The 22854-nt window shown below is 45.6% G+C and carries 19 protein-coding genes; 9 read left to right on the top strand and 10 right to left on the bottom strand.

The features are described from left to right. Positions 1–11: 11 nt before the first annotated feature. Positions 12–5855: a BclA C-terminal domain-containing protein gene (locus ACP69X_RS10105; RefSeq protein WP_426052657.1), complete on the bottom strand. Its 5844-nt coding sequence runs from the start codon at positions 5853–5855 to the stop codon at positions 12–14. Between the two features lie 189 nt (positions 5856–6044). Between ACP69X_RS10105 and ACP69X_RS10100 the strand changes: the two genes are divergently transcribed. Then, positions 6045–7064 carry an LLM class flavin-dependent oxidoreductase gene (locus tag ACP69X_RS10100; RefSeq protein ID WP_073979952.1) on the top strand — a complete coding sequence of 340 codons (1020 nt, stop codon included), beginning with the start codon at positions 6045–6047 and terminating at the stop codon, positions 7062–7064. A 36-nt stretch (positions 7065–7100) separates the two neighbouring features. Here ACP69X_RS10100 and ACP69X_RS10095 read toward each other — a convergent pair whose 3' ends face one another. Then, positions 7101–7721, bottom strand: coding sequence for an acetate uptake transporter (locus ACP69X_RS10095; protein WP_024425703.1), 621 nt, complete (start codon positions 7719–7721; stop codon positions 7101–7103). Between the two features lie 142 nt (positions 7722–7863). Here ACP69X_RS10095 and ACP69X_RS10090 point away from each other — a divergent pair, with 142 nt between their 5' ends. Next, the gene (locus ACP69X_RS10090) at positions 7864–8685 is read left to right on the top strand and encodes a uroporphyrinogen-III synthase (RefSeq protein ID WP_041085360.1); all 822 of its coding nucleotides are present in this window, start codon (positions 7864–7866) and stop codon (positions 8683–8685) included. Positions 8686–8723: 38 nt separating this feature from the next. Here ACP69X_RS10090 and ACP69X_RS10085 read toward each other — a convergent pair whose 3' ends face one another. Beyond that, positions 8724–9326, bottom strand: coding sequence for a DedA family protein (locus ACP69X_RS10085; protein ID WP_041085362.1), 603 nt, complete (start codon positions 9324–9326; stop codon positions 8724–8726). A gap of 314 nt (positions 9327–9640) precedes the next feature. On the opposite strand from ACP69X_RS10085, the gene ACP69X_RS10080 reads away from it, so the two are divergent. The 4 genes from ACP69X_RS10080 (at position 9641) to ACP69X_RS10065 (ending at position 11005) form a co-directional block, all read left to right on the top strand. Further along, on the top strand, positions 9641–9871 hold the full coding sequence (locus tag ACP69X_RS10080) for an excisionase family DNA-binding protein (RefSeq protein ID WP_039179160.1): 231 nt from the start codon (positions 9641–9643) through the stop codon (positions 9869–9871). A 145-nt stretch (positions 9872–10016) separates the two neighbouring features. Next, the gene (locus tag ACP69X_RS10075) at positions 10017–10322 is read left to right on the top strand and encodes a hypothetical protein (RefSeq protein ID WP_231120123.1); all 306 of its coding nucleotides are present in this window, start codon (positions 10017–10019) and stop codon (positions 10320–10322) included. Beyond that, a complete protein-coding gene (locus ACP69X_RS10070; protein ID WP_411242196.1) occupies positions 10310–10591 on the top strand; it encodes a hypothetical protein in 282 nt (93 codons plus the stop codon). Before ACP69X_RS10075 ends, ACP69X_RS10070 begins: the two co-directional genes overlap by 13 nt. A gap of 177 nt (positions 10592–10768) precedes the next feature. Continuing rightward, positions 10769–11005, top strand: a complete 237-nt coding sequence (locus tag ACP69X_RS10065) for a hypothetical protein (RefSeq protein ID WP_426052656.1) — start codon at positions 10769–10771, stop codon at positions 11003–11005. A 6-nt stretch (positions 11006–11011) separates the two neighbouring features. Here the strand turns inward: ACP69X_RS10065 and ACP69X_RS10060 are convergent, their stop codons facing one another. The 6 genes from ACP69X_RS10060 to ACP69X_RS10035 form a co-directional block, all read right to left on the bottom strand. Then, positions 11012–12112: a Ger(x)C family spore germination protein gene (locus tag ACP69X_RS10060; protein WP_426052655.1), complete on the bottom strand. Its 1101-nt coding sequence runs from the start codon at positions 12110–12112 to the stop codon at positions 11012–11014. Then, the gene (locus tag ACP69X_RS10055) at positions 12109–13209 is read right to left on the bottom strand and encodes a GerAB/ArcD/ProY family transporter (RefSeq protein WP_041085367.1); all 1101 of its coding nucleotides are present in this window, start codon (positions 13207–13209) and stop codon (positions 12109–12111) included. Before ACP69X_RS10055 ends, ACP69X_RS10060 begins: the two co-directional genes overlap by 4 nt. 12 nt (positions 13210–13221) lie before the next feature. Then, positions 13222–14706 carry a spore germination protein gene (locus ACP69X_RS10050; RefSeq protein ID WP_426052654.1) on the bottom strand — a complete coding sequence of 495 codons (1485 nt, stop codon included), beginning with the start codon at positions 14704–14706 and terminating at the stop codon, positions 13222–13224. A gap of 71 nt (positions 14707–14777) precedes the next feature. Continuing rightward, the gene (locus ACP69X_RS10045; protein WP_338527518.1) at positions 14778–16121 is read right to left on the bottom strand and encodes a (Fe-S)-binding protein; all 1344 of its coding nucleotides are present in this window, start codon (positions 16119–16121) and stop codon (positions 14778–14780) included. After that, complete coding sequence (gene glcD, locus ACP69X_RS10040) at positions 16118–17527, bottom strand: glycolate oxidase subunit GlcD (RefSeq protein ID WP_411242200.1); 1410 nt, start codon at positions 17525–17527, stop codon at positions 16118–16120. Before glcD ends, ACP69X_RS10045 begins: the two co-directional genes overlap by 4 nt. 78 nt (positions 17528–17605) lie before the next feature. Next, positions 17606–18739, bottom strand: coding sequence for a CdaR family transcriptional regulator (locus ACP69X_RS10035; RefSeq protein WP_041085374.1), 1134 nt, complete (start codon positions 18737–18739; stop codon positions 17606–17608). A 125-nt stretch (positions 18740–18864) separates the two neighbouring features. On the opposite strand from ACP69X_RS10035, the gene ACP69X_RS10030 reads away from it, so the two are divergent. Continuing rightward, positions 18865–19422: a branched-chain amino acid aminotransferase gene (locus ACP69X_RS10030; protein WP_269104275.1), complete on the top strand. Its 558-nt coding sequence runs from the start codon at positions 18865–18867 to the stop codon at positions 19420–19422. A gap of 37 nt (positions 19423–19459) precedes the next feature. Here ACP69X_RS10030 and ACP69X_RS10025 read toward each other — a convergent pair whose 3' ends face one another. Beyond that, entirely contained in the window at positions 19460–20224 is a 765-nt protein-coding gene (locus ACP69X_RS10025; protein ID WP_041085376.1) for a DeoR/GlpR family DNA-binding transcription regulator, read from the bottom strand. A 149-nt stretch (positions 20225–20373) separates the two neighbouring features. Here ACP69X_RS10025 and ACP69X_RS10020 point away from each other — a divergent pair, with 149 nt between their 5' ends. Next, positions 20374–21180 (top strand): tyrosine-protein phosphatase, encoded by an 807-nt coding sequence (locus tag ACP69X_RS10020; protein WP_426052653.1) that lies wholly within the window; start codon positions 20374–20376, stop codon positions 21178–21180. A 24-nt stretch (positions 21181–21204) separates the two neighbouring features. Beyond that, positions 21205–22746, top strand: coding sequence for a glycoside hydrolase family 10 protein (locus ACP69X_RS10015; protein WP_426052652.1), 1542 nt, complete (start codon positions 21205–21207; stop codon positions 22744–22746). Positions 22747–22854 lie beyond the last annotated feature (108 nt).

Below are 22854 nucleotides of genomic sequence, written 5' to 3'. Positions count from 1 at the left end.
TCTTTTTTCGTTTAGCTTAGCCGTATAATGGTCAAGGCTGCTCCTGCAGCACCACCTCCACCAACTAAAATAGCTGTTACAACCGCCCCAAAAAACTGCAGTGAAATGGTATTACCAGCTGTTAAATTAACAATAACAGTGTTGTTGATAAATGAAGTGGAGATAACAGGTGATTGAACAGAACCAGAAACAGTAGTTGTTCCATTTAAAAGCAAACGTGTATTAATCAAAAGAGCTGTAGTGGTGTTGACTTGATACGTAATATAATATTTACCAGTTTGCACAACGGTAAAAACAGTACTTGTGCCGTTTGCTGTAAAACCAGTAATGTTTTGAAAGTTTGGCAGAGGAATATTCGTTCCACTGGCTACAGTAACAATGGTAGGTCCAGAACTATTAGCAGCATAAAGTGCAGTATCTGTAAAACCACCTGTTCCAGTTGCCCCAGTGACACCCGTAACACCTGTCACGCCAGTAGGTCCAGTTGCACCTGTAATGCCTGTGGCGCCGGTAGGCCCCGTAGCTCCGGTGATACCTGTGGCACCGGTAGGCCCCGTAGCTCCGCTAATACCTGTTGCGCCAGTAGGTCCGGTAGCCCCGGTAATACCTGTGGTGCCAGTAGGTCCGGTTGATCCAGTGCTACCCGTAGTGCCGGTAGAACCAGTTGCCCCAGTAATACCTGTCACGCCAGTAGGACCCGTAGGTCCAGTGATGCCTGTGACGCCGGTAGGTCCAGTAACTCCAGTATTACCGGTGGCACCAGTAGGGCCAGTGGCTCCGGTGCTACCCGTGGCGCCTGTAGGCCCAGTAGCTCCAGTGATACCAGTCACGCCAGTAGGACCTGTTGGTCCAGTGCTACCTGTAGCCCCGGTAGAACCAGTATCTCCAGTGACACCCGTTACGCCGGTAGGCCCAGTAGCTCCAGTGCTACCTGTGACGCCTGTAGGCCCAGTAGCTCCAGTGATACCCGTTGCGCCAGTAGGTCCAGTGGCTCCGGTGATGCCCGTTGCCCCGGTAGAACCAGTATCTCCAGTGACACCCGTTACGCCAGTAGGACCTGTTGGTCCAGTGCTACCTGTAGCCCCGGTAGAACCAGTATCTCCAGTGACACCCGTGGCGCCAGTAGGCCCCGTAGCTCCAGTGCTACCTGTGACGCCAGTAGGCCCCGTAGCTCCAGTGCTACCCGTGGCGCCAGTAGGTCCAGTGGCTCCGGTGCTACCCGTGGCGCCTGTAGGCCCCGTAGCTCCGGTGCTGCCCGTGGCACCGGTAGAACCAGTTGATCCGGTGATACCTGTTGCGCCAGTAAGACCGGTTTCACCCGGTGCTGCTAAAAGTGTGTAATCTGGTGACGTATCTGGCGTACCTGAAGGTGGTGCAAAATCCACAAGATAAGTACCACCACCATAAGTGACCACTTGCCCTACTGAATATGTTGGTGCCATTACAGGATCATAAGCTTCAACACCACTTAATCCGATCCCAGTAGGACCTGTTGGTCCAGTGATACCTGTTGCGCCAGTAGGTCCGGTTGATCCAGTATTACCCGTTGCACCGGTAGAACCAGTATCTCCAGTGCTACCTGTGACGCCAGTAGGCCCCGTAGCTCCAGTGCTACCCGTTGCGCCAGTAGGTCCAGTGGCTCCGGTGCTACCCGTGGCGCCTGTAGGCCCCGTAGCTCCAGTGCTACCCGTGACGCCAGTAGGCCCAGTAGCTCCAGTGCTACCCGTTGCGCCAGTAGGTCCAGTATCTCCAGTGACACCCGTTGCGCCAGTAGGTCCGGTATCTCCAGTGCTACCAGTCACGCCAGTAGGACCTGTTGGTCCAGTGCTACCTGTAGCGCCAGTAGGTCCGGTTGATCCAGTATTACCCGTTGCACCGGTAGAACCAGTAGCTCCAGTGCTGCCCGTTGCGCCAGTAGGTCCGGTATCTCCAGTGACACCCGTTGCGCCAGTAGGTCCGGTATCTCCAGTGATACCCGTGACGCCAGTAGGCCCCGTAGCTCCAGTACCCGTCGCACCGGTAGAACCAGTATCTCCAGTGATACCTGTGACGCCAGTAGGACCAGTATCTCCAGTGCTACCCGTTGCGCCAGTAGGACCTGTTGGTCCAGTGCTACCTGTAGCCCCGGTAGAACCAGTATCTCCAGTGATACCTGTTGCGCCAGTAGGGCCAGTATCTCCAGTGCTGCCCGTTGCGCCAGTAGGTCCGGTATCTCCAGTAACACCCGTCGCCCCGGTAGAACCAGTATCTCCAGTGATACCTGTGACGCCAGTAGGCCCAGTAGCTCCAGTGCTACCCGTGGCGCCAGTAGGCCCAGTATCTCCAGTGCTACCTGTGACGCCTGTAGGCCCAGTATCTCCAGTGATACCTGTGACGCCTGTAGGCCCAGTATCTCCAGTGCTACCTGTTGCGCCAGTAGGCCCCGTAGCTCCAGTGATACCTGTGACGCCTGTAGGCCCAGTATCTCCAGTGACACCCGTCGCACCGGTAGGGCCAGTATCTCCAGTGACACCCGTCGCACCGGTAGGGCCAGTATCTCCAGTGCTGCCCGTGGCACCGGTAGAACCAGTTGATCCGGTGATACCTGTTGCGCCAGTAGGACCGGTTTCACCCGGTGCTGCTAAAAGTGTGTAATCTGGTGACGTATCTGGCGTACCTGAAGGTGGTGCAAAATCCACAAGATAAGTACCACCACCATAAGTGACCACTTGCCCTACTGAATATGTTGGTGCCATTACAGGATCATAAGCTTCAACACCACTTAATCCGATCCCAGTAGGACCTGTTGGTCCAGTGATACCTGTTGCGCCAGTAGGTCCGGTTGATCCAGTATTACCCGTTGCCCCGGTAGAACCAGTATCTCCAGTGTTACCTGTGACGCCAGTAGGCCCAGTAGCTCCAGTGCTACCCGTGGCGCCAGTAGGTCCAGTGGCTCCGGTGCTACCCGTGGCGCCTGTAGGCCCCGTAGCTCCGGTGCTGCCCGTTGCCCCGGTAGAACCAGTATCTCCAGTGACACCCGTTACGCCAGTAGGACCTGTTGGTCCAGTGCTACCTGTAGCCCCGGTAGAACCAGTATCTCCAGTGACACCCGTTGCGCCAGTAGGCCCAGTAGCTCCAGTGACACCCGTCGCCCCGGTAGAACCAGTATCTCCAGTGCTACCTGTGACGCCAGTAGGTCCGGTATCTCCAGTGATACCAGTCACGCCAGTAGGACCTGTTGGTCCAGTGCTACCTGTAGCCCCGGTAGAACCAGTATCTCCAGTGACACCCGTTACGCCGGTAGGCCCAGTATCTCCAGTGCTACCTGTGACGCCAGTAGGCCCAGTATCTCCAGTGCTACCTGTGACGCCAGTAGGCCCAGTATCTCCAGTGACACCCGTCGCACCGGTAGGGCCAGTAGCTCCAGTGCTACCCGTGACGCCAGTAGGACCAGTAGCTCCAGTGCTACCCGTTGCGCCAGTAGGTCCAGTGGCTCCGGTGCTGCCCGTGGCTCCGGTAGAACCAGTTGATCCGGTGATACCTGTTGCGCCAGTAAGACCGGTTTCACCCGGTGCTGCTAAAAGTGTGTAATCTGGTGACGTATCTGGCGTACCTGAAGGTGGTGCAAAATCCACAAGATAAGTACCACCACCATAAGTGACCACTTGCCCTACTGAATATGTTGGTGCCATTACAGGATCATAAGCTTCAACACCACTTAATCCGATCCCAGTAGGACCTGTTGGTCCAGTGCTACCTGTTGCGCCAGTAGGTCCGGTTGATCCAGTATTACCCGTTGCACCGGTAGAACCAGTATCTCCAGTGCTGCCCGTTGCGCCAGTAGGCCCCGTAGCTCCAGTAACACCCGTCGCACCGGTAGAACCAGTATCTCCAGTGATACCTGTGACGCCAGTAGGACCAGTATCTCCAGTGCTACCCGTGGCGCCAGTAGGACCTGTTGGTCCAGTGCTACCTGTAGCCCCGGTAGAACCAGTATCTCCAGTGCTACCTGTTGCGCCAGTAGGGCCAGTAGCTCCAGTGCTGCCCGTTGCGCCAGTAGGTCCGGTATCTCCAGTAACACCCGTCGCACCGGTAGAACCAGTATCTCCAGTGATACCTGTGACGCCAGTAGGCCCAGTAGCTCCAGTGATACCCGTTGCGCCAGTAGGTCCGGTATCTCCAGTGCTACCCGTGACGCCAGTAGGACCTGTTGGTCCAGTGCTACCTGTAGCCCCGGTAGAACCAGTATCTCCAGTGACACCCGTTACGCCGGTAGGCCCAGTATCTCCAGTGCTACCTGTGACGCCAGTAGGCCCAGTAGCTCCAGTGCTACCTGTGACGCCAGTAGGCCCCGTAGCTCCAGTGACACCCGTCGCACCGGTAGAACCAGTATCTCCAGTGCTACCTGTGACGCCAGTAGGCCCCGTAGCTCCAGTGACACCCGTCGCACCGGTAGAACCAGTATCTCCAGTGCTACCTGTGACGCCAGTAGGCCCAGTAGCTCCAGTGATACCTGTGACGCCAGTAGGCCCAGTAGCTCCAGTGATACCCGTTGCGCCAGTAGGTCCGGTATCTCCAGTGATACCCGTGACGCCAGTAGGCCCAGTATCTCCAGTGCTACCTGTGACGCCAGTAGGCCCAGTAGCTCCAGTGACACCCGTCGCACCGGTAGAACCAGTATCTCCAGTGATACCTGTGACGCCAGTAGGCCCAGTAGCTCCAGTGACACCCGTTGCACCGGTAGAACCAGTATCTCCAGTGATACCCGTTGCGCCAGTAGGTCCGGTATCTCCAGTGATACCCGTGACGCCAGTAGGACCTGTTGGTCCAGTGCTACCTGTAGCCCCGGTAGAACCAGTATCTCCAGTGACACCCGTTACGCCGGTAGGCCCAGTAGCTCCAGTGCTACCTGTGACGCCAGTAGGCCCAGTAGCTCCAGTGACACCCGTTGCCCCGGTAGAACCAGTATCTCCAGTGATACCTGTTGCGCCAGTAGGACCTGTTGGTCCAGTGCTACCTGTAGCCCCGGTAGAACCAGTATCTCCAGTGATACCTGTTGCGCCAGTAGGGCCAGTAGCTCCAGTACTGCCCGTGGCGCCAGTAGGTCCGGTAGCTCCAGTAACACCCGTAGCCCCGGTAGAACCAGTATCTCCAGTGCTACCTGTGACGCCAGTAGGCCCAGTAGCTCCAGTGATACCCGTTGCGCCAGTAGGTCCAGTAGGCCCGGTGCTACCCGTGGCGCCAGTAGGCCCAGTAGCTCCGGTGATGCCCGTTGCCCCGGTAGAACCAGTAGCTCCAGTGCTACCCGTTGCACCAGTAGGGCCAGTAGCTCCAGTGACACCCGTTACGCCGGTAGGGCCAGTAGCTCCGGTAATACCCGTTGCGCCAGTAGGACCGGTATCTCCAGTGATACCCGTGACGCCAGTAGGACCTGTTTCTCCAGAAGCAGCCAAAAGGGTATAGTCGGGGGAAAGTCCTGGTATTCCTGATGGAGCGTCAACATTGGCAATGTAAGTACTGCCATCAAACGTGACCACTTGCCCTGCATCGTAATTTTGTGATTGTGAGGGATTAAACGGAAGGGCGCCGGTTAACCCGCCAGCAGGTCCAGTAGGCCCGGTTGGTCCAGGGGGGCCTGCTGGGCCTGCCGGGCCTCTTGGTCCAGATCTTTGATTTGGTTTTGATTGTTTTTTTCCTTTTGCAATGTGGCAAGGTTGATTCCCTTGAGATATATTTTGTTTTAAATATTCTTGTTTAATGAATGGACAGTCTTTTTTTCGAGGACGGTCATGACGTGATCTTTTGTAATGAGGCTGTTCATGGTATTTACCGCAAAAGGGACATTTGTGTTCGAATTGATTGTACAAATTGCCCATCTCCTAGAATTGATATTTCATTCTATGTGCAAATTTTCAAATTGGAAGTAAAACCTAGAAAATCATCATTTCGAAAATCATCATTTCGAAAATCATCGAATCAAATTATTTAAATCTTTCATGGATTTATGTTATGGTGTTGAAAGTATAAAAATAGTATGATTTTTGACAGAAATGGGGACATCATTTATGAGTCAATCAGTTTTACAGGGCAAAACCTATTCCGTTTTAAATTTATCCTCTGTGACAGAAGGCGGCACCATTAAAGAATCTTTTGAGCGTAGCATGGATTTAGCAAAAAAGGCGGAGAAGTGGGGCTATCATAGATACTGGCTGGCAGAACACCATAACATGGAAGGGGTTGCGAGCTCTGCAACGTCCGTTTTAATTGGATATATTGCGGGAGGAACAGAAAAAATTCGAGTAGGATCTGGTGGGATTATGCTGCCAAACCACTCTTCACTTGTCATTGCCGAACAATTTGGCACACTTGAGACATTGTATCCGGGGAGAATTGATTTAGGTCTTGGCCGAGCACCAGGGACGGATCAGTTAACAGCAAGAGCGCTTAGACGTAATCTTCATAACGGAGAAGATTTCCCTGAGCAGCTTGAAGAACTTCGTCAATATTTCAAGCCGACCGGTCAGGTTAAAAAACATGTAAGAGCCGTTCCAGGAGAAGGCCTGGACATTCCAATTTGGCTCCTTGGTTCAAGTGGTTTTAGCGCCAGACTTGCAGGAGAACTTGGATTGCCATTTGCCTTTGCAGCACATTTCTCACCTAAAAATACAATTCCCGCGTTAGAGTTGTACAGACAGTCATTTAGGCCTTCTGATGTGTTAAAAGAGCCTTATGCAATGGTCGGTGTGACGGTTTTTGCTGCAGATCAAACAGAGCGGGCTGAATATTTGGCAACCTCTCATTATCAGCGGTTTTTAAGTCTTATTCGCAACACACCAGGAAAACTGAAGGCACCTGTCGAGAGCATGGACGGTCTTTGGAGTCCATATGAAAAGGCGATGGTGGATGAACAATTAAGCTCGACTATCATCGGGGATAAAGAAAAGGTGAAAACAGAATTAGAAGCCTTTATTGAAGCTACTCAAGCAGATGAAGTGATGATTAATTCGGATATGTTTGACCATCAAGAAAGAATGCGTTCGTATGAAATCATCGGGGAGATCTTTCAAGAGGCACAAGAAAAATAAACAAAAAAAGAACTGCACAGCGCAGTTCTTTTTTATTTATGCTTTTGTAAAAATGCGAAATGGTTGTCCGATTGGCAGAACAATACGGCCAAAATGTGTATTAAGCACAACAGCTGCAGAACCATAAAATGAAAGCAGGGAAATGATCAATTCTGCAATACCTGCCATGGTATGAGTCACATCGTACATCACACCAAACGTGCTAAGGGAAAGACCAATGAATAAGAAATCAATAAAGACGAAAATCAAAAATAACACTTTATGTGTTTCCATTGCACCAATCGTCATAAACAAGCTGAAAATCAAATAACCAATAAACGCAAAGCCTAGCTGTTTTGGATCTGCTGCTCCCGCAAGCGTTTTCCCAAAAACGCCGGCTTGAATGAGCCAAGTCGTTCCAACGCCCATCCAGAAAAGACCGAATGCGCCAAAAGCAGTGGCTCCAAAAATATTATGATGCTTTGAATCTTGTATGGACGCGATCAGCTGCGCGATTCCTCCAAGGAAGATAGCCCAAGGTAAAATAAGGGAAGTGCCATCTGTGATTCCTAGTTTTTGTGAGGACGCAACGAGCGTCACCATTGCTAAACCAAACAAACCAAGTGGTGTTGGGTCTGCAATTGATAATCGAATTGCTTGAACATTCTGTTTTTCCATAATGACCTCCTACAATTTGCACTTACAAAAGATACTCGAATTCGATAGAAACGTCAAGCTCTTTTTTAGTAGACACTTGCATCGTCTTCCAAATAAATCTATATTTAATACATATCAAATGTGATAGAAAAAGAGGGATAATATGAGTAAAGGCTTATCTGGAAAAACGATTGCCATTTGTGGAACGAGAAAAACAGAAGAAATGCGTACACTTGTCGAAAAGCAAGGAGGACAAGCCGTTATTCGCTCTCTTCAAGGAACCGTATTTTTAGCAAAAGAGGAATTAAAGCCAGGCATAGAGACCTTTGTGAAACGAGGGGCCGACTGGGTGATCTTAACAACAGGCATCGGTACAGATACATTGATTGAGAGTGCAGAAGAGCTGCAGCTTGGTAATGAATTTATGAACATTCTATCAAATGCCCATATTGCTTCAAGAGGGTACAAAACCTTTGCTGCGCTGAAAAAACGCGGGATTCACCCGGAGGTCTCTGATGAAGACGGTACGGTTCGTGACTTAATTTCAAAACTTGAAGACAAGGAGTTTCAAGGCAAACGTGTAATGGTTCAGCTTCATGGTGAAAATGCACCAGCTCTCATTCAGTTTTTACATGACAAGGGGGCAGATGTTTTGCCGCTTTTACCATATCAGCACACACCTCCTGAACCAGAGGCTGCTGAAACGCTGCTGCAAGAAATGAAAGATGGACAAGTTCATGCCGTCTGTTTTACAACCGCTGTCCAGGTTCACGCCTTTTTCAAACTAGCCGCAGAATGGGGCAGAAAAGAAGAATTGCAAGCATTATTCGAGCAGGACGTGCTGGCAGTAGCTGTCGGAAAAGTCACTGCTGAAGCTTTAAAAGAAGAAGGAATAGACCGAATTCTTGCTCCATCACTTGAGAGAATGGGTGCAATGATTATAGAATTATCTCAATATATGAAAAAACAATCAGCACACATATAAAAAAACGCCTTTCACCAGATCAGTGAAAGGCGTTTTTGTTAGATTGTCCGTTTTCGATTCGTCCGAATTTTTTTGAGTACAAAATAGAGAACAATCAGGACAATAGCAATGACCATAATAGGGGTTGTATAAGTATGAGCAACACTTTGAATATGATCCCATTTTGTCCCAAGCTGCATGCCAAGATAGATAAATAGGATCGACCAAGGGATGGCAGCTAATCCTGTCAAGAGAACAAATTTTAAAAAAGGCATCTTGGCAATACCCGCAGGAATCGAGATGGCATGGCGAACAACAGGGATAAAGCGCGCGGTAAAGACTACACCGGTTCCATACCGATCAAACCAGCGCTCTGCAGTCGCGATATGATGTTCATGGATGAATAAATACTTTCCATACTTTGTTAAAAAAGGTCGTCCGCCGTACAGACCGATCCAGTAAATAAAACACTGGGCGAGCGTACCACCGATGACGCCGGCAATCACAGCTCCTACAAAACCAATTGTGCCTGTTGACACCATATATCCGCCATAGGCAAGTACAATTTCACTCGGAATGATTTCAATCATCAGCCCTAGTGCTACACCTACATAACCAAGGCTTGTCAGCCAGGTCAAAATTTCATTAAAAAAGGTTCCCATTCATTTCACTCTGCCTTTAAATACGATTTTTCTTCAAGCATCCTTATAAGAGCCTATGCTTGTTTTGCTTTTCTCATGAGTATGCTTTCTATATATGCTAGCATGGCTTGCGGCTCATCACAGACGCCACTGAACACCAAGTCTATGTTGGCAAGCGCTCATCTAGCAGATTTTATCATACCATATTTACCGGCATCTAGACGATCTACTTGCTATATGAAGAATGGCCACCAGAAAAGAGAATAGGCTGCATCCGTTTTTTCAGCAGATCATGATATAATTTGTTAGATGAAACGAACGGGTGGTGCACAAGCATGTATTTAACAATCGCAGAAACAGCTGAATACTTGGAAGTATCAGAAGCGTATATTGAAAAATTAATTCAGCAAAAAAAGATCCGTTACGTATTTGACGGAGAATCTTATCTCATTTATCAAGGGCAGTTTCAAACGCATTTAAAGCAGCTCGAACAATATAAAGAACTCGTCCAAGAGATCTTAAATGAACCGATTCCGGAAGACCCCGATGTAAAAGATGAAGATTAGAGCATTGTCATTTCTTCATTTGATTCAACATGGACGAATAGCCGCTGGTGTTAGAAAAAATGATCTCTATCACCTTATGCTTTCTCGAATGAAAGATGAAAGAAGCGGAATGACATTACATTTCCAGTAAAAGGAAGTGAAAGCAGTGGGGACAACTACTTTATGTGAAGCCTGTCAAAAAAACGAAATGAACGTTGTAGAAGCGTCTGATGAACCGAAACAGCCTTATCAATTATGCCATCAATGCCACGAAAGATTACTCACCTATTCATTACGGCCTATTGAATGGTATCACCTAGCTGTTCTCCATTCTCCTAAACAATTTTTACTGCACGATGATTTTTATGGAGAGGACGGACAGGCTTACCAATTAGAAGAGATGTTGTCATCACCAAAAACGCTGAAGCACCAACATTACAAGGCGTTAGGCGTGATTTGGTGTCTTTATTAGACTTTTCAATCACTAGATGGTTTCTTGAGGATGATGTCACCGATGTCCTGAAACAGCACGATCAGCAAAAGATCTTGGATGCTGTTCAAAGCAGGTTTTATGAAACGGAGCATGCCGATGTGAAATCACGAATGTTAGAAATCGCAGCTGATGTGTTAGGTACCTCTGCTGCTGGGTGGGTAAGGGAACTTTTGGATCAAGCTGATGAAGAATTTTTTTATCCACTTTCGTGGGCAGCCGCCAGCAGTTTGCCAGTAGATGAAGGATGACAACCTATTCTAGAGAAATTGAAATCGGTCAGTGAAAAAGAAAGGCCGATCACAGCATTTATTTGCCTGCACCGTTTTCGTTCTCACAACATATTGGATTAGATGGAATCAGCCTGTACTCATTTTCACGATCAGTGGGGAAGGCTGGCAGCCGTCAGCTACCCAACCTGGGAGAGAATGAAATCTTGGCTAAACAAAGGAAGACCTTTCAGCTTAATTGCACTAGATACAATGGCAAACTGTGCAAAAGGGAATAGACCGGTCCTAGTGGAACAATGTTCACCTAAAATCCTTAAAACTGATAAAAATGAAGTAGAGAAGATTTTAAATGAATATCATCAAAAAGATCGCGTTCCACGAGTCAAAATGAAAATGTCGAAAATCTTGGAGAACAAACAAGACATATTTGAATAAGCCTTTTTATTGGCTGACTCCCGTTTGAACAATTTTCATGTGGCATTTAACTTGTACATCTGCATCAGGATAAATGTCCTTCCATTTTTCTGGTGTCACTGCTTTGTCTTTTGATCTATACCTAAGGCCCAGCCCAAGCGGATCTATGTTTTGCTTTTTAAAGGATTGAACAAGGTCTTGTCCTTGCTGAGCGACACGTTTTTCTACTTCTTTTTCAACATGGTCCAATATAGATGGTTTATCAATCTTTTTGGACTTCATGAATTCTTTTAATTCGCCTTTCAGCTTGATATCAATCATGATATGAGGCTTCTTTGTTAGGTTTTTCGTTGGTTTGATTCGGTAAGACACGTGAGATTTGATATTTTCTATGACGACATGGGTCTTTGCTTGATCTGCCAATTGAAACTCATAGATGCCATTTTTATGATTTTCAATCATCGCTTTAAATGTGAACGTGTCTTTTCCAGGTATATGACTGACCATTTTTTCATGATCAAACAGAGCGACTCCTGTGATCTTAATGCCATTGCTTGTTTTCTTGATGTAAGGGAGGTATGCATCGACTCCTTTTGCCAGCATTTGGTTCATAAAAATATGCTGATTGGTGACAGGTTCATTGCCATTTCGCATATTTTGGGCGAGCAGATCAGAGAGATATACACCTATATTTAAGTTCGTTTGATTCATTTTTGTGTATAATAAATCTTCCACTTCTCCGCCTACAATCGCAAACACTTGGCGTGAACCAATAATAGGATCACGGTAAATGTAATTCATTAAATCAATCATGCCGACTTCTTTTGCTAACTTTTCACTGACTAAAATAACGAGCACCTGGCCCATGACGACTGGAAAAGGCGATTTTTCTGATACAAGAAATTGAATATTGCTAATGGTGTTTGACCTTGCACTTAATATTTGATAACTTCCTTGCTCTTGACTTTTAAAGACAGGGAAGACAAAGAAGCCCTTCATTTCTCCATCTTCCACTAAATCAAATCCCGCCGCCTGGGAGATATTTAATTCATCTAAAAGACGGGGCTCTGCACAGCTGGTTAACAAAAGACTACACAACATGAGGCCCGTAAGTATATAACGTTTCATGCTCGTTTTTTCCCCCTCCTTTTTTTCAGCATCAGTCCAATGACCATACAGACAATCAATCCATAGATCAGAATGAATCCACTAAATTCCACCCATTGATTAAAGGTTTCAAAAGAAGTTGCACTGGCAAAAAACGAAAACATGATCAGAATGAGGATGCTGAGCCCGATGAACGTGACGCGCTGGCTCGTATGAAGCATTTTTTTTGCCATTCGGCTCGCTGCCCATAATGGAATCGTGATATTAGGAATGATCAGAAGCAGCCAAAGAGACACTTCAATAAATTCAAAGCGCTGGATAAACGGAAGCTTCACAATGCTTGTTAACGTTAGTGTCGGCCATTTTGTTAATTTGAGCTGAGCACTTGAGTAATACGCAATAGAGACGAGAAAAGTGAGCAAGTTTAAGCATGTCGTAAATAATGCCCCCATGTGAGCAAATTTTTGAGATGTTTGAGCTTGTTTAATAAAGGGATAATAGACAAGCAGCGTGCCAAAACCAAACATGGATAAGGATGCATCTTTGACTCCCACAAGCATTTGCGAAAATGTATGATCAAACATTGGGAACATGAAACGAATGTGACTATATTTCATGGCATAAAAACAAATAAACGTCATCCAATACGTCAGTACAATGCTAAAAAATGCCCAGCCAGCAATGGTTCTAAAGCCGCCAGTATGAATGTAATACACAAGCAGCAGCAGTACAGATGCAAACAAAAGACCAGGGATTTCTTTAAACAGCCATACATGGATCACATCCATGTAATGGATAAGAACGGTCAGCGACAAAGAAGCAAAATATAAGATATAAAGAATGTTGAATAATTGCCCAATCCATTTGCCAAATACATATTGCGTGATATCACCAAATTCATCCGAAGGTGCCTTTTGAAACATCAAGTACATTAAAAAGATCATCACATTGACGCTCATGCCAGAAATCAAAATAGCGATCCATCCATCATTATTGATAGAACGAACAAGGTTTGTTTGAAAGTTTAAAATGCTGACACCAACTTGATTGGCATTGATGAGAAAAAACACAAAATAAGGGGATACTTGAAATTTCTCTTTGACAGAAGAAGAGCTCATGCCTTCACTTCCTTATTCATAAAAATCATTTTTCCCCTTGCGGCCTTGCTTTGGCTTAGAGCGATGGATGGTTTCATTTTGCGGTCGTAAATTTTCCGGCCTTTTGTTCAAAAAACGGAGCTGAGGACGAATCAAACTGCCCTTTAAATCAGCAAGGCGCATTGGAAAAATAGGCTCTAAATATGGGCGGCCAATTGAAGTTAATTTCATTAAATGGGTGAGCAGAAAAGATCCCATCACAGCAATGCCTAATGCGCCCCAAACCTGTGCTGCGAGTAAAAAAGGGAATCTCAGCAGCCGAATGGTACTGCCCATTTTGTAAATAGGCGTGACAAATGAGGCGAGAGCAGACAGGGCAACAATAATGAGTAAAATATTGCTCGTTAAGCCTGCTGCTACAGCCGCCTGTCCAATGACAATCCCTCCAACAATCCCGAGCGTCTGACCGACTTTAGCCGGAAGCCTTGATCCTGCTTCTCTTAGTAATTCAATCGAAGTCTCTAAAAATAGTGCCTCAATGATCGGAGGAAATGGAACAAGATAGCGCGAGGATACAATGGTTTCTAATAAATCCTTTGGAATCAGCTCATAATGAAAGGTTAAAACGGCGACATATAAAGGTGTCGCAAAAATGGAAAATATCACAGCAAATATGCGTAACAGCCTAAAGCAAGAAGCCGCAATCCACGACATATTGTAGTCTTCCATAGTGGAAAAATACTCAAGTAAAATAGTCGGGGCAAGCAAGACATGAGGCGAGCCATCCACTAATATGGCAATTTTCCCTTCTGATAAACCTGATGACACACGGTCGGGTCTTTCTGTATTCAAAAACAACGGAAAAATCGTATTGGACACATCATAAAGCATTTGAGCGAGGTAATTCGCATCTAAAATCTGATCATAATCAATGTCTTCAATTCGCTGAAGAACCGTTTCGATGTTTTCCGGGTTAGCGATTTCTTCAATATATAACACGGCTACTTTTGTTTGAGAGAGCGTACCAACCGTCTTTTCCTCAACTTTCAGGTTAGGCGTCGGCAGCCGCCGCCTGACCAAATTTAAATTGGTATCTAAAACCTCCACAAATGCTTCCTGAGCACTGATAATGCCAAATTCAATCTCAGGCGGACCTACTTGTCTGCCTTTCTTTTCTTCAATCGGCAAAAGAAGCGTTTTGCCCCAGTCTATCTCTAGTCTAATGGCAATACTGCCCCGGTGAAGGGCTTCTTCCACTTTTTGGAGATCGTTCGTGATGACAGCCTGCTCAATGGGAATTTGTTCTTTAAGCTCTTCAAGAGTAGGTGTCAGGTGCAGTTGTTTGAGGGAGGGGAGAATTTGTTCGTGTAGAAGATGTCCATTAATTAAAGATCGAAAAAAGGAAATCCTATACAAAAAATCTCCATTTCGAGACAGCTCATTTGTAAAATCAGCAGAACGTGACAATGCTTCAAATACTGAATTCGGGTCCTTTTGTTGTTTGTTTTTTTTCAGCATTTGAACCAGCTCCTTCGGCGATTTTCCTCTATTATCCAACCAATTGTCTAAAGATATGCATAAAAAAGCGTTCAGCTTGATGGGCTGGACGCTTTTTTTCCATATTGAACGGCTTCTAATAATAAATCAGCTAGATGGACGGCACGCATGGTCGGCGAGTGCTCCGCGCGTTTGATGCCTGCTGCCATTTGCAGCTGACAGCCTGGATTAGACGTAACAATGGCAGCAGCCTTTGTTTCCCTTGCTTCTGTCATTTTATGATCTAAAATTTGCATCGACATCTTTGGCTGCAAGATGTTGTAAATGCCAGCTGAGCCGCAGCACCGATCGGCATCCTTCATTTCTTTAAATGATACGCCTTGAATGGCCTTCATAAGCACCCTTGGCGCATGCTGTACACCCATTCCGTTCCGCAAATGACAGGAATCCTGATAGGTGATGACCTGCTCTGGCAAAGCAAGCGGCATGCGGCGGTGAAATTCCAGCTCCACTAAAATGTCTGATATATCCGTAATTTTCTTTGAGAAGGCTTCACTTTGCTTTTGAAAATCCGGATCATCGTGAAGCAAATGATCGTAATCACTTAAAAAAGCACCACAACCGCCCGCATTCATGACTATGGCATCTGCATCTATCTTTTCAAATGCTTCAATATTCCGCTTTGCTAGCTGTTTCGCTTGCTCTTTTTCTCCGCTATGACCATGAAGCGCTCCGCAGCACGTCTGAATAGGAGGGACGATGACGTCACAGCCTGCCAGCTGCAAAAGCTGGATGGTCGCTTCGTTTGTACTGGAAAAAACGGTATCCATTAAACAGCCAGTAAAAAAGGCGACACGTTTTCTAGCTGGGCCTGCGGCTTTATATTCCGACAAACGGCTTTTTTGTTGACGCGGCACCGTTGGAAGCGCCTGTTCCATCAGTCGTAAGTGCGGTGGAAGCACCTTCAGCATGCCAGTTTTACGGGCGGCTGTTTGCAGACCAGATGTTTGATAAAATCGAAGAAGTCCTGCCGCTTGCCGCATTCGGCTTTGTGAAGGAAAGAGTCCTTTGAATACTGCACGTCTCACAAGTTTGACAGGGATTGATTGTTTTTTGTGCTGCTGAATGATGTCTCTTGCATCCTCAAGTAACCGGCCATATTTAACGCCGGAAGGGCAGACCGGCTCACATGCACGGCAGCCAAGACAAAGATTCAGTGAATGCTCGATATCTTCATCTGGCTCAATGACGCCGTCTCTAACCGCCTTCATTAAAGCAATTCGGCCGCGGGGAGAGTGTGTTTCTTGTTGCCCAGATTCAATATAAGTAGGGCAGGAAGGAAGGCAGAAGCCGCAGCGCATGCAATTGAGCAGCTCTTTTTCGTCCATTTGCTGCTGAAATGATTGCTGAATCTCTGTTTGTTTAGAGGAACTCATGAGACCACCACCCGCTTTCTTGCGGCTTTACCAAACACTTTATCAGGGTTCATCATATTTTCTGGGTCTAGCGCTTGTTTGATCGCTTTCATTGCTGCAATGCCTTCTTTTTTGACCTTTAGTTCCAAGTAAGGGGCTTTCATAAGACCCACGCCGTGTTCACCCGTAATGGTGCCGCCAAGTGAGACGGCTTTTTCAAAAATGGCCTGAAAGGCTTCCTCCACCCGTTTCATTTCTTCTTCATTTCTTGCATCTGTTGCACAAGTAGGATGCAAATTCCCATCACCTGCATGACCAAATGTACAGATTTTCACTTTGTACTCCTTCGCAATATCTTCGATCGCTCGCACCATGCTGGCAATTTCAGACCGAGGGACTGTGGCATCTTCTAAAATGGTCGTCGGGCTTAACCGGGCGAGGGCAGATAAAGCAGATCGTCTCGCTGTTAAAAGGGCATTTGCCTCTTCTTCAGAATGAGCGATCTTCACACTTTTTGCTCCATTCTGCTGGCATACTTTTGCGATGCTCTGCATATCACGAGAAACCGCCTCAGGATGGCCGTCCTGTTCGATTAACAGCACCGCTTGAACGTCCGTCGGCAAACCGATTTTTGCAAAGTCTTCAACAACTTCCAGGGTCGGCTGATCCATAAATTCTAATGTAGCGGGGATGATACGCTCTGCAATAATCGCCGACACAGAAGCAGCGGCTTCCTCTAGGCTTTCATATAAGCAAAGCATCGTTTGTTTTGTTTCTGGAAGCGGCAAAAGCTTCAGCGTGGCTTCAGTGACAATCCCGAGCGTTCCTTCTGAACCTACGAACAAACGGGTCATATCATACCCGGCCACGTCCTTTGCAAGTTTGCCGCCTGTTTTAATGATGTCACCGTTTGGCAGCACCACTTCAAGTCCAAGTACATAATCTCTTGTCACGCCATATTTTAAGCCCCGGAGACCACCTGAATTTTCATTAATATTTCCGCCTAATGTAGAGATTTTCATAGAGCTTGGATCAGGTGGATAGAAGAGCCCTTTTGCCTCTACTTGGCGAATGAGTTCCTGTGTGATCAAACCAGGCTGAACCGTTGCTGTCAGGTTTTCTTCATCTATTTCTATTAATTGGTTCATTCTTGTAAACAGCATCACAAGTCCGCCTTGTGTAGGACATGTACCTGCACAAAGGTTCGTTCCTGATCCTCTTGGCACGATCGGTATATGATATGAGGCGCAGAGCCGGACAATTTGCTGGATTTCCTCAGCAGCGTGCGGGCTTACGATGACATCTGGCATCTGCTGAAAATTTGGTGTTGCATCATAAGAGTAGGCAAGACGATCAGCTTTACTGTCCTGTACGTAAGACGAACCGACAATCTTTTTTAATTGATTTAAAAATTCAGAATTTAACATACGTATTCAACTCCTACTGATTAGACGTATCGTTTCTTTCAGTATAAAAAAAGAATCGCCTCATGCCTATGGACGATTCTACAAAATATCGGGCTGTTCGCTTCGTTTTTTTGGATCATGATCTAAAAGCATGAAGGCTAAATAAAAGAGCATTGCATCTTGCATCCGCTTTGGATCAAGTGTCGTTAAATCTTGGATTCGTTTTAGCCTGTAATGCAGTGTATTGATATGGACATGCATCGCTTCTGCGGTATATTTCAATGAGCAATCTGATGTCATGAGTACCCGCAATGTTTTCACTAATTCAGGATAGGGGAGAAGAGGGGCGATCGTTCGATCAAGAAACACTTCTTTTGTTTCCTGACTGACTTCCTCCATAAAAAGTTCAAGCGTTAAATCTTCATCAAATACAATCGGCATATCAGCATGTGCCATTTTCAATGCACGAAAGGCTTGTTGAAAGGATTGCTTCATCAAATGAGCGGCTGCTGGTTTTCCCGCCCCAATCAAAACCCCTGGCGTGCTCCGCGCCGCAAGGGAGGCACGGATGTGAAAAAGGCGCTGTTGCAAGGCTTTACGATCATCTGCTGTTGTTTGCAGCATGAGTAAAAAGCGACCATGCCCCCAGCGGACGATGATCTCCTGGCTGTTGAGATGCAGCGTTTCCTTCAATTCTTTGTATTGATTCTGCTTCATAAATGATTCGTCCTGACAATCGATCAGAACAACTGCGCGCTCCTTGTTGATATCAAGCTGATGTCGTGACGCTTTTTCAGTGAGATCAATCGCTGTCTCTGGCAGATGGAGCCAGTCGAACACAAACGCTTCGAGCTGACGTTCATCCGTTTCAGTTTCTTGAAAAAATTCATGTTCATGAATGAGCAGCTCGGTCATTTTTCTTAATATTTCGCCAAAAGGAGACACATGTACAGGATCTCCTGTCATCCCAATGACTCCGATGACCTCCTGCTTAAAATAAATAGGCAGATTAATACCGGCTTTGACGCCTTTCATGTGCTGCTGGTCATCCTTTGTGAGAATTCGTTTCTGGCCTTCAAAAGATGTCAGATACGCTCCTTCATGAAATTGTCCAATGCGCGCTGGATCTGTTGCTGCAATGATGGTGCCGTTCGTTTGTGCGATGATGATTTCCTCAGTCAGCACCTTTTTAACCTCGTCTACGATTTTTTCTGCCAGTGTCATTGTGAGCAAAATGTACCCCTCCGAGATGTTTCTTTTGACACTATCATACCATCATATGCTAGGACATATCTTTCTTTTCCTGAGTTATGCTAAAATAATAAACGCACATGAAGGAGAAGAAAGGAGACATAGCCATGTCACTGCAAAATCGCTTACAAGACTTACTGAAAGAAGGGCAAGCCCTGACAGACTTCGAATATGATGAAGCGGCGCACCGCAATTGGTCTTTAGAAGGGGCGAGAATAAAAGAAGAAGCACGCTTTGGCGATGTATATATAGAGCGTGTAGACAAGGAATCAGAGGACATGATTCAAACAGAAAACGCCTCATTTTTAAACACACCGCTTACATATGTGAAAAAACATCAAAAAGAATTTATTTATATCGAATCAAAGTGGTTTGATGTCGTGAAAGTAGATGGCTTGGCAATTGAATGGGACGAAGTGTTTCAAACGTATACCGTGTTATTCGGTTTCAAACGTCCTAAGAAAGACACGAATATTCTAAAGGACTTGCTATCGCCATTAAATGGTGCTCAGCTTCAATTTAATGGACAAGATGGCTTATTTGATGTGAATTTACAGCTTCTTGAGCTTGATGACATTAACGAAGATACGGCTTTCATTGACGTCATCTCGGCCGTGTACCGATTTTTATTCCGTATGATCGTGCAGCTTGAAATTAATGAATGAAAAAACGGCTCAAATTCCTGAGCCGTTTTTTGTCTATCTATTCATTTGATGAAGGCGTGACAAACCGCACATCATGCTCTTTTCCATATTGAAGATAATTTTCATTTGGCTCCTGATTGGTCACGACGATATCAATCTCGTGCAAATCACAAAACGTGGTCAAGGCGTAATGATCGAATTTGCTATCATCCACTAATAAAAAGGTTTTGGCACTTTTTTGAACAAGCGTCTTTTTAATATCGGTTTCAAGCGGAGACGAATTCGTGACGCCGTGATCAATGGATAAACCAGTTGACGCGATAAAGGCTTTATTGACATTGTAAGCTTTTAAGCGCTCTACACTTTGATAGCCAACGAAAGAATTCGTTTTTCTTTCAAGCATCCCGCCAGTGGAAAAGATGGTGAGATTTTCATAAGGCATCGCCTGTGTAATGAAATCCACATTATTGGTCACAATGGTCACCTGTTTCTCAGTCAAATAGGGGAGCATCTCAAGCGTTGTCGTACCAGAATCAATAAAAATCATATCCCCGTTTTCCACAAAAGCGGCAGCCGTCTGACCGATCAATTGCTTTTTACTGAGCTGACGGATCTTTCGCTCCTGATACACCACTAACGTTGAGTGGTTCACAGCCACTCCGCCATACACTTTTTTGAGCACGCCAGACTCGACCAATGCCTGTACATCTCGGCGTATCGTGTTTTTTGAGACACCAAAATGCGCCACAAGCTCATCAAGTGAGGCAGATTCCCGGTCAAACACATACTCTTTGATTTGCTGAATCCGTTTTGTTTTTATCATACTTCATATCTCCAATCAATCCGAATGTCCTTTTTCCATTATACCAATAAATTCTCTTACATGGATTAGGTCAATTGATTCTCTTTTCTCCTTTGATATAAAAGCGTATGATAGAAAAAAGAACGAAACCAGAAAGGACTTTTACTTCTATGAATCAATCAAACAACCCATTTTCAAAGCTTGCGAATTTTAGAGAAGTAGGGGGACTTCAAGCAGCAGAGGGGTTGGTGATCAAAGAGGGAATGATTTATCGATCCGCAGACTTATCTCGATTGACGAAACAAGACATCGAGATATTCTCAACACTCGGGATTCAAACTGTTTGCGACCTCCGTACAACCTCAGAACGTAAATCACATCCACCAAAGATCAAGGAACACGACAAAATCGTCCATATTCCGATGCAGCCTGACAGTAAGATGCCGAGTAAATGGACCATGTTTCGTATGCTGGTAACAGAAGGGAAGTCTCTCTCATTTACACCGATCATGAAAGATTTATATCAAAGCATGCTCACTGAGCGTAAAGAAGAGATTCGGCAGCTGTTCACACTGCTTTCAGATCAAAGCCATTATCCGCTGATGCTTCACTGCACGAGCGGCAAGGACCGTACAGGTTTTTTATCTGCCCTGATTCAGTTAACAGCAGGTGTACCGCTGACTGTCGTTTTAAGTGAATACATGCGTTCTAATGAAGGCGTGCAAATGCTTGTCAGAAGGCAGGAACGATTTGTCCAATTGATGAGTTTATACCGGGTATCAAAAGAACAAATTCAGCCGCTTGTCGGTGTGCAGCAAGATTATCTTGAAGATGTGCTGCACGAAATGCTGGAGACATACGGGAGTGCAGAGAGGTATTTAATTGAAGCCTGCAAAGTCCCTGAAGCTCAGCTCAATCAAATGAAAAACATTCTGCTTACACCATCTGCTGGCATTCCATCACAAAAAGCGGAATAAACTGAATATGAGGTGATGCAAAACATGCTGAAAAAGATCAGTATGACAGTTCTAACACTGATGTTAATGTTTGTATTCTTATTGATTCCTTCTAGCAGTCTAGCAGCTCGTCCAGTGCCAAAAGGGAAGCTTGAGAGCACAAGAGAAATGCGCGCGGTATGGATTGCATCAGTTTATAACTTAGATTGGCCCTCAAAGAAGGGGCTGCCCGTAGCAGAGCAGAAAAAAGAGTTCATTCGTTTGTTAGACGAGATCAAAGCAATGAATATGAATGCCGTCATTATGCAAATTAAACCAACAGCAGATGCTTTTTATCCTTCAGCATACGGGCCGTGGTCAGAGTATTTGACTGGAACGCAAGGGAAAGATCCTGGGTATGATCCGCTTGAGTTTATGATAGAAGAAGCTCATAAACGCGGCCTTGAATTTCATGCTTGGTTTAATCCTTACAGAATCACGATGAATCATACTGATCTCAGCCGTTTATCAGCTGATCACCCTGCCAGACAACATCCTGAATGGACCATTGCCTATGGTAATCAGCTTTATTACAACCCTGGCATCCCTGAAACTCAAGACTTCATTGCCCTCGGCATAGAAGAGGTTGTGAAAAACTACGATATTGATGCAGTGCATATGGATGATTATTTTTATCCGAATAAAATAGCCGGTGTGCCGTTTCCAGATCAAGAAACATATGAAACATATGGGAAAAAAGCTTTTACACATATAGAAGATTGGCGAAGAGATAATGTGAATCAGCTCGTGAAGCAAATCAATGACACCATTAAGAAAGAAAAACCTTATGTGAAATTTGGTATTAGTCCATTCGGGGTATGGCGCAACATAAAAGATGACCCGACTGGTTCAAACACCACTGCAGGAATGACCAACTACGATGATTTGTATGCTGATACAAGAGAGTGGATTCAGCAGCACGATATTGATTATGTCACTCCGCAAATTTACTGGAGCATCGGTTTTCAAGCTGCCGCTTATGACGTGCTGACGAAATGGTGGTCAAATGAGGTGAAAGGGGAGCCGGTTCACCTGTATATTGGTCAGGCGGCATATAAAATTAATCAAAACAGTGATCCTGCTTGGTCTGACCCGGAAGAATATTTTAGGCAGATTGAGCTGAACAGGCAGTCACAGCTCGTGCAGGGAAGCATGCATTTCAGCTTGAAGGATCTCAATCGCAACCCTTTGAATGTAAAGGATCGATTGATAGAAGAGTCATACCGCAAACCAGCTCTCATTCCAGAAATGCCTTGGCTTCATCAGAAAGCGCCTAAAAAACCAATCATTCAATCTGTGAAAAAGGCAGCGGATGGTGCGGCTTTGCAAATCAAAAATGATCGGCATTCTACCGTATCCTATTATGCAGTCTATCGATTGACAAATAAAGGAACATATGAATTACTGCAAACAGTTAGAAAAGAAAAAGGCGCCATCACAACGATTAAAGACCTACCAATCAATCAAAAGACGATTGATACTTACAAGATTACGGCTCTTAATCGTCTTCATCACGAAAGCAAGCCTTCTACAAAAATAGTGAAATAACGGAAAAAGCATGAATGAGGATTTTCTTCGTTCATGCTTTTTTTCTATTATTCTTGTTTTAATTTTCTGAATTCAATCAAGCTTGGCATGAAGCAGCTGCTTGATTAA

The sequence above is a fragment of the Bacillus sp. DC4300-2b2 genome (genome assembly GCF_049895685.1).
Classification (GTDB): Bacteria; Bacillota; Bacilli; order Bacillales; family Bacillaceae; genus Bacillus; species Bacillus safensis.
This window is presented reverse-complemented; position numbering and strand designations above follow the sequence as displayed.